At 40.8% G+C, this 13,320-nt stretch carries 13 protein-coding genes; 9 read left to right on the plus strand and 4 right to left on the minus strand.

Going from position 1 to position 13,320, the window contains the following annotated elements; all coding sequences use genetic code 11:
- Positions 1–13 precede the first annotated feature (13 nt).
- The 3 genes from AQPE_RS14105 to AQPE_RS14115 form a co-directional block, all read right to left on the minus strand.
- On the minus strand, positions 14–1,468 hold the full coding sequence (locus tag AQPE_RS14105; protein ID WP_318347141.1) for a hypothetical protein: 1,455 nt from the start codon (positions 1,466–1,468) through the stop codon (positions 14–16).
- A complete protein-coding gene (locus AQPE_RS14110) occupies positions 1,465–2,469 on the minus strand; it encodes a pepsin/retropepsin-like aspartic protease family protein (RefSeq protein ID WP_318347142.1) in 1,005 nt (334 codons plus the stop codon). The genes AQPE_RS14105 and AQPE_RS14110 overlap by 4 nt, the downstream gene beginning before the upstream one ends.
- 101 nt (positions 2,470–2,570) lie before the next feature.
- Positions 2,571–3,047 carry an SRPBCC family protein gene (locus tag AQPE_RS14115; protein ID WP_318347143.1) on the minus strand — a complete coding sequence of 159 codons (477 nt, stop codon included), beginning with the start codon at positions 3,045–3,047 and terminating at the stop codon, positions 2,571–2,573.
- A 214-nt stretch (positions 3,048–3,261) separates the two neighbouring features.
- On the opposite strand from AQPE_RS14115, the gene AQPE_RS14120 reads away from it, so the two are divergent.
- Positions 3,262–4,491 (plus strand): LL-diaminopimelate aminotransferase, encoded by a 1,230-nt coding sequence (locus tag AQPE_RS14120; protein ID WP_318347144.1) that lies wholly within the window; start codon positions 3,262–3,264, stop codon positions 4,489–4,491.
- A 73-nt stretch (positions 4,492–4,564) separates the two neighbouring features.
- On the opposite strand, the gene AQPE_RS14125 is transcribed toward AQPE_RS14120, so the two are convergent.
- Entirely contained in the window at positions 4,565–5,926 is a 1,362-nt protein-coding gene (locus AQPE_RS14125; RefSeq protein WP_318347145.1) for a serine hydrolase domain-containing protein, read from the minus strand.
- Between the two features lie 261 nt (positions 5,927–6,187).
- On the opposite strand from AQPE_RS14125, the gene AQPE_RS14130 reads away from it, so the two are divergent.
- The 8 genes from AQPE_RS14130 (at position 6,188) to der (ending at position 13,273) form a co-directional block, all read left to right on the plus strand.
- Positions 6,188–6,940 (plus strand): peptidase associated/transthyretin-like domain-containing protein, encoded by a 753-nt coding sequence (locus tag AQPE_RS14130; protein ID WP_318347146.1) that lies wholly within the window; start codon positions 6,188–6,190, stop codon positions 6,938–6,940.
- Positions 6,941–7,004: 64 nt separating this feature from the next.
- Complete coding sequence (locus AQPE_RS14135) at positions 7,005–7,859, plus strand: hypothetical protein (protein ID WP_318347147.1); 855 nt, start codon at positions 7,005–7,007, stop codon at positions 7,857–7,859.
- A gap of 138 nt (positions 7,860–7,997) precedes the next feature.
- On the plus strand, positions 7,998–8,777 hold the full coding sequence (locus tag AQPE_RS14140) for a pseudouridine synthase (RefSeq protein WP_318347148.1): 780 nt from the start codon (positions 7,998–8,000) through the stop codon (positions 8,775–8,777).
- Between the two features lie 38 nt (positions 8,778–8,815).
- A complete protein-coding gene (locus AQPE_RS14145; protein ID WP_318347149.1) occupies positions 8,816–9,304 on the plus strand; it encodes an RNA polymerase sigma factor in 489 nt (162 codons plus the stop codon).
- Positions 9,305–10,003 carry a hypothetical protein gene (locus AQPE_RS14150; protein ID WP_318347150.1) on the plus strand — a complete coding sequence of 233 codons (699 nt, stop codon included), beginning with the start codon at positions 9,305–9,307 and terminating at the stop codon, positions 10,001–10,003.
- A 94-nt stretch (positions 10,004–10,097) separates the two neighbouring features.
- Positions 10,098–10,637: an SRPBCC family protein gene (locus tag AQPE_RS14155; RefSeq protein ID WP_318347151.1), complete on the plus strand. Its 540-nt coding sequence runs from the start codon at positions 10,098–10,100 to the stop codon at positions 10,635–10,637.
- 141 nt (positions 10,638–10,778) lie between these two features.
- On the plus strand, positions 10,779–11,663 hold the full coding sequence (gene era / locus AQPE_RS14160) for a GTPase Era (RefSeq protein WP_318347152.1): 885 nt from the start codon (positions 10,779–10,781) through the stop codon (positions 11,661–11,663).
- Between the two features lie 302 nt (positions 11,664–11,965).
- Positions 11,966–13,273 carry a ribosome biogenesis GTPase Der gene (gene der, locus AQPE_RS14165; protein WP_318347153.1) on the plus strand — a complete coding sequence of 436 codons (1,308 nt, stop codon included), beginning with the start codon at positions 11,966–11,968 and terminating at the stop codon, positions 13,271–13,273.
- Positions 13,274–13,320 lie beyond the last annotated feature (47 nt).

The raw sequence follows: 13,320 nt of genomic DNA on the forward strand, positions 1-13,320 counted from the left end.
CGCATCATTTAACTCATTTCGAAGGTTCAACCCACAATACCGAATTGCCAGTTCCGTATTCGTTTTGTTCGTAGAGTTTATTGGCTGGATCAAGAATCCAGGTTCCGTCGACAATGAATTTATAGGTGTATTTGCCGGGCGATAGGTAGATGGGGAATATCCATTTGTCATTTTCCTTTACCATCCGGTAATCTTTTGTGGTCCAGCCATTAAAACTTCCGGTAACAATTACCGATTTGGCATTAAGATATTGAGATAGCTTGAATACATGATTGGTTTTCAATGCAATAAATGAATTTTCATATTTCCCCGACCCGGTGGTGAAAGGATTTCCCGGATCGGACATCCATTTGCCATCGACAACAAACTTGTATTCGTAATTGCCAGGAGCTAATACAAATGGAAGTTGCCAGCCCTTACTGGTTTTATCCATTTTAAGTTCAGAATCGTTCCAGCCATTAAAATTACCAGCAAGAACCACATTCTTCGCAGTAGCGAAGCCATTGAGCTTAAACAGATACGAGCCGCCAATACTTAGAAATGAGTTTGAATTTCCTTCAGGATCAATCCTTACCGTTTTATTGGCCGGATCGGTCATCCATTTTTTGTCAACCAAAAACTTATAGGTATAAGTTCCGTCGCGCAGATAAATGGGCAACGACCAACCACTGGCGGTTGGGTTCATAGCCAAACCGCGTGGGTTCCAATTGTAGAAATTACCTGTAACCACGACTTTTTCCGCAGTTTTAAAACCCTTCAATTCGAAAAGGTGATTGCAACAATAAACAACCGAGTTGTCGGATCCTGCATCGCCACGTTCGCGCAATTTGTTACTTGGGTCGGTAATCCATTGTCCATCTACGATAAATTTGTAAGCATATTTACCCGGCTTCAGCTTTAAATCAACCATCCAACCTCCAACTGCTTGTTTCATTGGAGTTTTCGAAGTGCTCCAATTGTTGAAAGTTCCTGAAATGTAAACCTTCTGAGCGGCTTTCCCAGTTGGAAGGTAAAACCGGGCGGTACCATTACTATAAATAAAGGCGTTCGAAACTTCAAAATTATTCACGCCAAATACCACATTTGCTTCTGTTGTATTTCCGGCAAAGTTCATCCAGGTATCAATTACCTGAAACAAGTCGTTAAACTTGATATTTATGTTAGCCTTTGATTGTACCGATTTCGAAAGTTCGACAAGGTTTGCAGGTAATCTTTTGACTTTCCAGTTTTCATCGCCAATCACAATGTTCGTTTTCCCTTCGTATATCTGGGCAATTAAAGTACTATCCAGATCAAAAAGCTCAACAAGTTCCTTTTTCTCCTTCTCCGACCATTTCAAGTTCAGCGTGAAAATAAGCCGATCGTTCTCGATCCGGCAAATCTTCTCAGGATCGAACTGAGCCCTGGAGTTCAGCGAGCTGAGCAACAGCAAAACGAATAACAACATAAAACGGGTAATTGTCTTCATTTTTCCTCTCCTTTCGTAAAACGAATGCCAAACTGTTTGTTCACAAAATTAATACATACAATTCCTTGTTTCATAAAACTATTACCCAATATTCCGTCAATGTGGGTTCCGTACGATTCACTCAAGGCATCCAGGTTAGTAATGATGGTTTGCATATTCGGAATCTGTTGATTGCCAATCGAAAATTCGTTCATTCTTCCGTAAAATACTTCCGCTCCGGCTGCTCCGGCGCCTTTTAATGAAGTTCTTCGGGTAATGGTAAGGGTGCTCATAATTTTTTTATTGCAATCGCTGCAAATCACATTGGTTTCGGCACCGGTATCAAAACAGAAATTCAGAACTTTTCCGCTGATCGTTCCTTTCAGGAAAAGAATATTGGAGTTCCCTTCTATTTTTTGAGAATAGTCAGCTTTGAATCCTGGCCTGTTGTAATTCAGTCGATTACCTGCTTTGTCTATCCTGAAAAGCTTAAGTTCATTATTGATTGGGTCAATTACAATTTCGAGACTTCGCAACATGCTAAAGCCGATTAATCCAAGAATTTTATCGTTTCTTCGGTTTTCGATGTGCCCAAGATTGGCAAGGTCTGCATTTAGCTTTTTATACATAAGGCCAGCAAATTCAAGTTTACCCACCGAAATTTGCTCCGTTGAGCCAACCGTTCCTGTAATTCCGTTTGAATACGCCCTGGCTGTTTTTACGTAGCTTCTGAAATAGGTACTGTTGAGAACCAATCCGTTGGCGCCGGTATCAAAAACCAGATTACCGGTTTCTCCGTCAACTGTGGCTTCAATCAGAAACAGCCGTCCCGACCGCTTCATTGGAATAGTCACCGAATCGGCTTTCAGATTAAATTCAGGATCGTACTTATCATGTTCATAACCATTAACCGAATTATAATCAGGAATCAGATTGGTTTCAGGATGAACCGCAGAAACAAATGAAGTTCCCAATACAGCAACTGCTATCGTAGCGATGCAGAGAATTGTCAGGTATTTCATTCGTTCAGATTTCATCCTAAAAATTTGATCCAATTTAATCAATTGATTTAAGATAATCAAAGCGGGTTTTTCAGTATTTGCAGTACCGAATCAAATTAATTTTACCTGAACATGCTTTCCAGACAGGTTTCCCGATGCACAAATATTTGCTTTAACTGGTTTTTCACAAAGAGCGAATGTGCCATCCGACCCAAAAAGCCAAGAGGCAATTTGTATGAAACCCTATCTGTCATCAAAACTCCATCGTCCTTCGCTTCAAAATGATGTTCGTGATGCCACATGCGATAAGGCCCAAAACGCTGTTCATCCACAAAAAACATTCCTTCAGAAACATGCGTAATTTCTGTCACCCAGTTTGTTTTGATTCCCGGGAATGGAGATACTTTATACGTGATGATTTGTCCCGTGTACATTTTTGCAGGAGATCCTGAAGTAATCTCAAAGCCCATGTGCTTAGGAGTAATTTTTGATAAATTACCTGGCGACGAGAAAAAGTTCCAGGCTTCGGTTAATGAGATCTTCAGAAATTGAGTGACTTCCAGCGAATAAATTCCCGAATGAGATTTGAAACTGATCATGATTTGTAATTTTTGTTCTGCCTATCTAACCCAATTTTAACATTTTTGTTTAACGATTTAGTCGAATTAACAAACAAGTATTTGCAAAAGATTAACAATGCGGATGATTTCCGGTATTTTCATTAAGCCGGTAAAACGAAACTGAAGTCGGGTTTTGTTTTTTTATAACTTTGGACTTTCAAAAAACGAAATAATCATATAAAAACGATATACAATGGCTTTAATTAACGAAAATTACCTGAAACTACAGGCAGGGTATTTGTTTCCTGAAATTGGACGAAGAGTGCGCGAGTTTGCTGAAGCAAATCCGGATAAAAAAGTGATCCGCATGGGTATTGGCGACGTGACTCAACCCTTGGTTCCGGAGGTTGTAAAAGCTTTTCACCAAGGTGTTGACGACATGGCGAATGCTGAAACTTTTAAAGGTTACGGACCGGAACAAGGCTACGATTTTTTGCGCGAAGCAATTGCCTTGAACGATTATAAAAATCGCGGCGTCGATATCTCGGCCGACGATATTTTCGTTTCTGACGGTTCGAAATGCGACACTGGAAATATTCAGGAAGTATTTGGTTCCGGTAACAAAATTGCCATTTGCGACCCGGTTTATCCGGTTTATGCCGACACCACTGTGATGTCGGGCAAGACTGGCGAGATTCAACCGAACGGATATTTTGATGGAATTATTTACATGCCTTGTAACGAGGCAAATAGTTTTATTCCTGAATTGCCAACCGAGCGCCCCGACCTCATTTTCCTTTGTTTTCCGAATAACCCGACCGGAACAGTTGCTTCAAAAGAGGAACTGACCAAATGGGTGAATTATGCACGTGCCAACAAATGCGTCATTTTGTACGATGCGGCTTACGAAGCATTCATTACCGACGACTCGATTCCTCATTCAATTTTTGAAATTGAAGGCGCCAAAGAAGTAGCTCTCGAGTTCCGTAGTTTCTCGAAAACTGCCGGATTTACCGGAACGCGTTGCGCATTCACCGTAATTCCATCGGAATTGAAAGCGTACGACAGCGAAGGAAAAGCTCACCCGGTAAAACCGTTGTGGAACCGTCGGCACACAACTAAATTCAACGGAGTGTCTTATCCGGTGCAGAAAGCTGCTGCAGCTATTTATACCGAAGAAGGTAAAAAACAGGTAAAAGAAGTGATTAATTATTACCTCGAAAACGCCCGAATCATGCGCGAAAGCCTGAAAGAAACCGGTTTTGCCGTTTTTGGTGGTGTAAATGCTCCATATGTTTGGGTAAAAACGCCCGACAATATGAAATCATGGGACTTCTTCGACAAGCTTTTATTTGAAGCAAATGTGGTTGGAACTCCGGGTTCAGGCTTCGGACCATCAGGAGAAGGCTATTTCCGCTTTTCAGCATTTGCCGACCGCGACAATGTGTTGGAAGCCATGGAGCGTGTTAAGAATCTGAAGTAGAATAGATCAGGACATCATATTTAGTAAGGGTTTCACTCAACGCAACGAGTGAAACCCTTACTTTTTTGCTGACTTAGTAAATCGCACTTAGCACATCTCCCAACAAATCGTTAAACTTCATCACCCGATCGGGTTTTGGCGAATAGCCAACGAGAACTACAACCAGTTCTTTGGAAGGAATAATGAAAATCTGTTGTCCGTCGTGGCCGTTGCACGAATACATGTCTTCAGGAGCAGCCGGGTAATATTTCGATCGGTTCAGCCAGAAAAGCGATCCATATTTTCCATCGCTGTCGGATGCTGGCGTGGTAGTGTATTTTACCCAACCTTCAGGCAAAATTCGTTCGCCGTTGAAAACTCCATCCTGAAGATATAACATCCCAAAGCGGGCATAGTCGCGCGCTGTGGCATAAATGTACGACGAACCGACCTGTGTTCCTGAGGCATCCACTTCAAAAACAGCATCGGGCATCCCAATTTTAGTAAACAAACGCGATTGAGCAAAATTGTAATATTCATTATCATTCCCGATGGTTTTACGCATCAGGAAATTGACAACATTGACCGAACCTGAAGAATAATACCAGTGACTTCCGGCGGGAAATGCGAAAGGTTGATCGTAGGTAAATTTCGCAAAATCATTCTCGCAATACAACATTTGAGTTACATCGGAGCGGTTTCCGTAATCTTCGTTCCACCGTAACCCGCTTTGCATCTGCAAAAGGTTGTTTATCGTGATGTTTTTTCGTTCATCGGCTTGCCATTCAGGAAGATTAACCGGCTGATTGATGTCCCATTTGCCGTCTTTAACCATGATTCCTGACAATGTATTGGTAAAGCTTTTAGCCATCGACCAACTCAGGAAACGGGTTTGGGCATTAAACTGCGGCTGATAAGCTTCTACCACAGGAATCCCTTTATGCACCACCATAAAAGCAAAAGCATGCCCATTATATCCTTCGTCATCCATCAGCTTTTCTGCGATTCGTTCCAGTTTTATTGTATCGGTTGCTGACCCTTTTTTCGGCATCAGATTTCCCATAGGCCATGAAATCGTATCCTGATTGGCTGTTGCAGAATATCTTGGAAATTTAATTTTCCGTAAATCGCCTTCGCTAACTCCCCGCAGCAGGGTGGCTCCAAAACCTTTCCGGTAAATGGCTTTCGACTTGGCCCATAAAAACGAAGTGGTTACACTCGAATCCTGAAAATCGACCTTGCTTTTAGTGTATTTTATGAATGAAAAGTGCAGATCCATAGCCTCCACTTCAGCCTGCTCGCGGCCCGAAACAAATACTGCCGAGCACAAATATTTTGCCGGATATCCGGTAATGATTGGCAACAAAGAATTGATGTAATACAGACCGTAACCAACTCCAATAATCAGGATGACTAGTACGGACCAAAGTATTCGTTTCACGGAAGTACGTTTCATAATAGTATGGTTGTGATAATCGTTCAGAAATTTATTGATTAAAGTTAAATAATCCAATTGAATTCCCCTTTGCCTTTTTCTTTATTTATAGTTGTATAAGTCTGTTAAATACAGTTAATGAATGTTAGTTCAAACAAATAGTCGTTAGCAATTGCTTAATTTTGTTTTAACGTTTTGAACCTATTATGATTCCTAATCAGCCGTAAAGTGTGGAATAGCAACAAAAAAACTGTATCTCGTAAGCACTTTTCAATGGTGCATTTGACTCGTTTTTCACCGGAGAAGTTTTGTCTGTTTGCTTTTGCATTGCTTCTAATAATTCCGGTCTCATCAGTTTTTGCCCAAAAACCAGATGAAAATTATCAGCCTTTACTGAAAGGTCAGGTTTTAAATCTGGAAGATGAAACGCCAGTAGTTAAAGCGATTGTTTCGAACCAACGAACAAAAGAAACTGTAACTGCCGATTTGGAAGGCCGATTCACAATCAACGCTTTAATTACCGATAGCCTCGAAATTAGTTCACTCGGTTTTAGCAAACAAACGATTGAAATTCCGGCAAGCTACAGCGTTTCTGATGTGTTGATTATTCATATCCGGCCATTAAGTTTCCTTTTGCCCGATGTTAATATCAATGGGAACTACCAAAAGCCAGTTGTGAAAGTTGAAAAAATAAAAGTTTCACCTTATTTCCGAAAAGATTTTATGCAGGAAAAACCGGCAGAAGAAAAAGCCTATCAAAACCAAATCAGCTTTGTAAAAATTCCACTATACGGCAAGGAACAGCCCAACCGGAAAACGAGAGATATCATGATGTCCGATAAGCAATGGGCTAAAGTTTCGAAAATTTATAATGTAGGATTGGTGAGGGAGTTAACAGGCTTGAACACTACTGAGGCTGACAATTTTATGATGTTTCTGAATAGCAAAAAGTTATTCAATAAAATGACAACAAAGGAAAATGCGAGTTTTATTATTTTGGAGCAATTTGCGATATATCGAAAAGCAGGACACTAATCCGGTTTTCAGTAATCAAGTTCTGAACGGGATTTTTATACTTTTGTACCAAAGCCAGGTAGTCATGAAACAATTTATACAACGATACCCACCACACAGGTGCTGTCAGAAAAATTTGACTGGTCATTGGTCATGCCGGGCTGAGAATAAATCATTGCGCTTTCCTTCGGTTGTGCACACGGTAGCTTTTCTTTTTTTATTCCTCTCATTCAGTGTAACTGTTTCTTCTCAGACAGTAGATGAGATAGACCCGATGCCCATCAGGCTTAAAGGTCAGGTATTGAATTTGGAGGACGAAACCCCGGTGCCCAATGCAATTGTAATAAACCTAAGAACTCACAACACCATAAGCGCCGACTTGCAGGGGCGATTTATGATGGATATGTTGAATATAGACAGTCTTTCCGTTTCGTCATTAGGGTTTTCAAAAAGCATAGCACATGTACCTGCAAAATTCAACGAAATGAACGTTTTGATCATCTATGCAAAACCTATTCGCTTTGCCCTCCCTGACGTAACGGTATCAGGTCAACAAAAAAAAGTGAACATGGATGGCGTTCCGGTAGCCAAAAAGAATGATATTGCTCCGGAACTTAGAGGTGATGCATACAGCAAAAGACCACCTGTAATTGCCGCCCTCTTCACTCCAGCCAGTTTCCTGCAATACCATTTAAGCAAAAGCGAGCGCGAAAAACGCGAAACCCGGAAGGCTATCGTTTCTGAAAAGCAGTGGCAAATAATCTCACAATTCTACAACAAAGAACTGGTTATGCAATTAACCGGATTAAACAATGCCCAAGCCGATAATTTCATGATCTACATTAACAGCAAAGGATTACTAAATCAGATGACCAACGAGTATGATGTCCGCAACATCATTAAGGAACAGTACAAAGTTTATCTTGCTGAAGGTCATTAGTCAAAACTTCGTTAAAAATTACGACATTTGCCTCAAAATAAGGAAAAAACAGTCATTGGTCATTAGAAAAAAGGAAAGAGTTTTTCCTAATGACTATTGACTTTTTCCTGTTAACCAAATCACAAAAACGCCAGAAAGTTGAAAGAGTTTTCAAAAAAGAAAATAGTTCTGAAAAAGAAGGAACTAAAGGCCGAAGAACCTACCGGCGACGGATTAATTCGTCTGAATAAATACATTTCAAATTCGGGTGTATGTTCGCGGCGCGATGCCGACAAAATCATCAGCGATGGATTAATTACCATTAATGGAGAAGTTGTTACTGAGCTTGGGCGCAAAGTATCGCTCGACGACGATGTTCGCATTGATGGGAACAGGCTAAATCCGGAGAAAAAAGTATATCTGCTTCTCAATAAACCACGCGGGTTTGTGACAACGCTCGACGACCCACATGCAGAAAGAACCGTGATGCAATTGGTGCAGAATGCCTGTACCGAACGAATTTATCCGGTTGGACGGCTCGACATGCAAACCACCGGAGTTCTTCTTTTTACAAATGATGGCGAACTGGCTAAAAAACTGACACATCCCAGCTACGAGAAGAAAAAAGTATATCATGTTCAGCTCGATATGGATTTCCGTCCGGAAGATCTTGAAAAAATAAAATCAGGAATTGAACTTGAAGATGGATTTATTGCGGCCGACGATATTCAGATGATCGATCCGGAGTATGCCAATCAGGTTGGCATTGAAATCCATTCAGGAAAAAACCGCATTGTACGTCGCATTTTTAATCACCTCGGCTACAATGTCGAAAAGCTTGATCGGGTCATGTTTGCAGGGCTGACAAAAAAGGATTTGCCTCGTGGACGTTATCGTTTTCTGACTCCACAGGAAATCAATTTTCTGAAAATGAGTTAATGTAATGAATTTCGCTTTCGCAGACTAATAGCAAAACTTTGGAAAAGGAGTTTTTACAAATAATCACCGAGAATCAGGGAATCATTCACAAGGTTTGTTCCATCTATTGCGATTTGGAAGAAGACCGTCGTGACTTGTTTCAGGAAATTCTGGTGCAATTGTGGAAATCGTATCCATCGTTTCGCAGCGAGTCGAAATTTTCGACATGGATGTACAGGGTGGCCTTGAATACTGCGATTACAAGCTTCAAAAAAGACAAGCGCCAACCCGACAAGGCAGGTATTTCGTACGAAAACATGCAATTGGTTGAGGAAATGTACGACACCCGAACCGAAGAGCAAATCAAAATGTTGAATATGGCCGTGTCTCAATTGACCGGAATTGAAAAGTCAATTATTCTATTGTTTCTCGAAGATAAAAAATATGAAGAGATAGCTGATATTACTGGCATCACACAGAATTACGTTAGAGTAAAGATGAACAGAATTAAGAAGAAGTTGAAGTTGTTAATGAATACAGAAGAATAGATGGATATAAAAGATTTAAAATCGGCGTGGGATATGTATTCTTCTCAGGAGATGGATAAACATCGACTCGGAAAGGAATCGATTCATGAATTACTGAAGAACCGAACCCAATCGTTGGTTGACCGCATTGACCGAAATATGCGGATTGGACTGGGTATCTTGCTGTTATTTATCATTTATCTCATCATTGATTCAATATTCATGTCGGATCTTTTTAGCGCAATAGGTTACCGCGACATAGAATATCCGAAGTGGCTCATTCCTATAGATATTTTTTCAACAACGCTTATTATCACCACGTATTTATTCTTCGTAATCCGATACATCAAAATAAAGAGGAGTTTTTCAATTCAGCTTCAGTTAAAAGACCTGTTGCATGGAATCCTGGAGACACTGAAAACATATCGGCGGATGTTTTATCTGGCGGTTGTAATTTTCATAATAAACATCATCGTGAGTTTCATTGCGGGAGTTTACCAGGGACTCAAATTTAAAGCTGATTCGGTAAGTAATGGAGTCATTACCTTAAACACGCATCAAATACTGACGATCGTCGGAATAAGTTTGCTTATTATCGTCCCGATGATTGCACTTTCATTCTTTGCACTTCGTTGGGGATTCAACAAACTTTACGGCAAATACCTTCAATCGTTAAGCGAAACATTGAAAGAGCTTGACGAGTCGGAAATCATAGACTAGCCTGTATCCTGAATATACTGTTGAGTTAATTGTTGAACCTTTCAGATAGCCGTTTTGTTACTCAAAATCAACAATAATCCTAAAACTCAACTTTATGAAAACACTTAAAATCATTGGATTGGTATTGGTTGTCATTATTGTATTGCTTCTGATTATTCCGCTGTTTATCAATGGCAACTACTCCGTTGAACGTGAAGTGACCATCAACAAGCCCAAACAGGAAGTTTTCGATTACGTGAAATACCTGAAAAACCAGAATAAATTCAGTGTATGGGCTAAAATCGACACAGCCATGAAAACCGAATTCCGCGGAGAAGATGCTACCGTTGGTTTTGTTTCTGCCTGGGACAGTGAAAATCCGAAGGCGGGAAAAGGAGAGCAAAAAATTACTAAAATTGATAAAGGCAGCCGAATTGACTACGAAATTCATTTCATTAAACCATTTGAATCGACAGATTTTGCCTACCTGACATTTGAATCGGCTTCAGAAAATGCAACGATAGTAAAATGGGGCTTTCATGGAACGATGAAATACCCGATGAACCTGATGCTGGTATTCACTGATATGGAAAAGATGCTTGCTCCTGATTTGCAAAATGGTCTGAATAACCTAAAAGGAATTTTAGAAAACTAAAAGTAACCAAATCACCACCACCCCTAAAAGTTAATATTTGTTCCAGTGTTAATTCGGAAGTCTGTAAATGAGGGTTTAGCTGTTTAAAGAATTAATTGATTATCTTTGCGCAGATTTTTTAAAACCTTCATTCAGACATAAATGGCACATAAATCCGGATTTGTAAACATCATCGGAAACCCCAACGTCGGGAAATCCACCATCATGAACGTGCTGGTGGGCGAGCGTTTATCGATCATTACCTCGAAAATGCAAACCACCCGCCATCGCATCAAAGGAATCGTGAATGGCGATGATTTCCAGATTGTTTACTCCGATACACCCGGAATCCTGAAGCCGAACTACAAACTTCAGGAGACCATGATGAAGTTTGTGAATACCGCGCTGATTGATGCCGACATCATTCTTTACGTGACTGATGTGGTCGAATCGCCTGGAAAGAATGAAGAATATGTCGATCGCATTAAAAGTTCCGAAGCTGCTGTAATTGTGTTGATTAACAAAATTGACCTTTCTACTCAGGAAAAGGTGATGGAGTTATACAATTACTGGCGCGAAAAGCTTCCGTTGGCCGATGTGTATGCCATTTCAGCAACCGAAAAGTTCAATACCGCACCTATATTCGACCGCATTTTGGAATTGCTCCCTGAAGGTCCGGCTTATTTCCCGAAAGACGAGATGACCGACCGCAACGAACGTTTTTTTGTAAGCGAAATTATCCGCGAAAAGATTCTTCTGTTTTACGACAAGGAAGTTCCTTATTCGGTGGAAGTGGAAGTGGAGCAATTCAAGGAAGAAGATAAAATTTTGAACCTGATGTGCGTCATCCATGTGGCGCGCGACAGCCAGAAAGGTATTATTATCGGGCATCAGGGTCAGGCGCTGAAACGGGTTGGGATGGAAGCCCGCCTGGATATGGAAGAATTCTTTCAGAAGAAAGTTTTCCTTCAGTTGTTTGTGAAGGTGAACAAAGACTGGCGCGATAAAGACCGTGCGTTGGGTGGCTTTGGGTACGATATGGAATAGCGAAGTGTTCAGTTTGCAATCTCTGTTTTCAGTCCCTGCCAGCGAAGGCTATTGCAATTAGAATTTATATGAGCATACCCTGAAAGGGTTAAACATTAATAGCCCCGGGTAAAGCAAAGCGTAACCCGGGGACAGAAATAGCAAAGGAAACAAGGCGCATCCACGGATTTTGATTGAGATACAAATGTTGTATGCGCCGCATTTAAAAATGTTGATTAATAGAGATTTCTTCTTAGATCAGCAGTTAGAATAACGGAAAAATAATTGATAGAGTCCTGTTTTCAGGAACATAGGAGACAAAAATGAGTAATATTATTGCAATTGTAGGTCGGCCAAACGTAGGGAAATCGACCCTTTTCAACAGGATGACTGAATCAAGAAAAGCCATCGTTGACGAATCAGCAGGAGTAACACGCGACCGTCAATATGGAAAAGGTGTTTGGAATGGGATCGAGTTTTCAATCATTGACACTGGAGGTTATGCCGTAAATTCAGAAGATATTTTTGAAGGCGAGATCCGCAAACAGGTGATGTTGGCCATCGAAGAGGCCGATGCAATTTTGTTCGTGGTTGACGTTGAAAACGGAGTAACCGATATGGACGAAGAAGTGGCCGCTGTATTGCGCCGCTCGAAGAAAAACGTATTTATTGCTGTGAATAAGGTTGATAACAATGCCAGGATCATTGATTCGCATGAGTTTTATTCACTGGGGCTTGGCGAATTGTATTGCATCTCGTCGATGACCGGCAGTGGAACCGGAGAGTTACTCGATGCCATTGTTGATACATTTCCGAAAGACGAGCCGGAAGAAATTGAAGAAAATGTTCCGCGTTTCGCCATTATTGGACGACCAAATGTGGGTAAATCATCATTCATTAACGCACTCATTGGCGTTGATCGCAACATGGTTACCGATATTGCCGGGACAACCCGCGATGCCATTCATACCCGATACAATCAGTTCGGACACGACTTTTATCTGATCGATACTGCCGGTTTGCGTAAGCGCACCAAAGTGAAGGAAGACGTTGAATTTTATTCAACCATGCGCTCCATCCGGGCTATTGAAGATTCGGATGTTTGTATTTTAATTATTGATGCGACCCGTGGTATGGAAGCTCAGGACGTTTCTATCTTTCATTTGATTGACCGTAACAAAAAAGGGTTGGTTATTCTCGTAAACAAATGGGATTTGATTGAAAAAGATAATGCGAGTACCAACAAATTCACGAAACAGATCAAGGAAAGAATCGCTCCGTTTGTTGATGTTCCAATCATGTTCATATCGGCATTAACCAAACAACGAATCCTGAAAGCATTGGAAACAGCGGTTGAAGTATTTGAAAATCGCAGTAAAAAGATTAAAACTTCTGAATTAAACGAAGTGATGCTGAAAGCAATCGAGGATTATCCGCCACCATCAATAAAGGGAAAATTTGTGAAGATAAAATATGTAACTCAGTTGCCAAGCCAGACACCGAGTTTCGCCTTCTTCGCCAATCTTCCGCAGTATGTGAAGGAAGCATATCGCCGGTATCTGGAAAATAAGATTCGCGAGAATTTCAATTTTTCAGGTGTTCCAATACAGATTTATATCCGAAAAAAATAACACAAAAAAGCCGCTTCCGAAGGAATTCAGAAGCGGCTTTTCTTGTT

Origin of the sequence: Aquipluma nitroreducens, assembly GCF_009689585.1 — a bacterium.
GTDB classification, from domain to species: domain Bacteria; phylum Bacteroidota; class Bacteroidia; order Bacteroidales; family Prolixibacteraceae; genus Aquipluma; species Aquipluma nitroreducens.

Coding starts and splice junctions, on each gene's coding strand:
- AQPE_RS14135 (WP_318347147.1), top strand. CDS start 7,005: ATGAAACAATTTATACAACGATACCCACCACACAGGTGCTGTCAGAAA.
- AQPE_RS14150 (WP_318347150.1), top strand. CDS start 9,305: ATGGATATAAAAGATTTAAAATCGGCGTGGGATATGTATTCTTCTCAG.
- AQPE_RS14110 (WP_318347142.1), bottom strand. CDS start 2,469: ATGAAATACCTGACAATTCTCTGCATCGCTACGATAGCAGTTGCTGTA.
- der (WP_318347153.1), top strand. CDS start 11,966: ATGAGTAATATTATTGCAATTGTAGGTCGGCCAAACGTAGGGAAATCG.
- AQPE_RS14120 (WP_318347144.1), top strand. CDS start 3,262: ATGGCTTTAATTAACGAAAATTACCTGAAACTACAGGCAGGGTATTTG.
- AQPE_RS14115 (WP_318347143.1), bottom strand. CDS start 3,047: ATGATCAGTTTCAAATCTCATTCGGGAATTTATTCGCTGGAAGTCACT.
- AQPE_RS14125 (WP_318347145.1), bottom strand. CDS start 5,926: ATGAAACGTACTTCCGTGAAACGAATACTTTGGTCCGTACTAGTCATC.
- era (WP_318347152.1), top strand. CDS start 10,779: ATGGCACATAAATCCGGATTTGTAAACATCATCGGAAACCCCAACGTC.
- AQPE_RS14155 (WP_318347151.1), top strand. CDS start 10,098: ATGAAAACACTTAAAATCATTGGATTGGTATTGGTTGTCATTATTGTA.
- AQPE_RS14105 (WP_318347141.1), bottom strand. CDS start 1,468: ATGAAGACAATTACCCGTTTTATGTTGTTATTCGTTTTGCTGTTGCTC.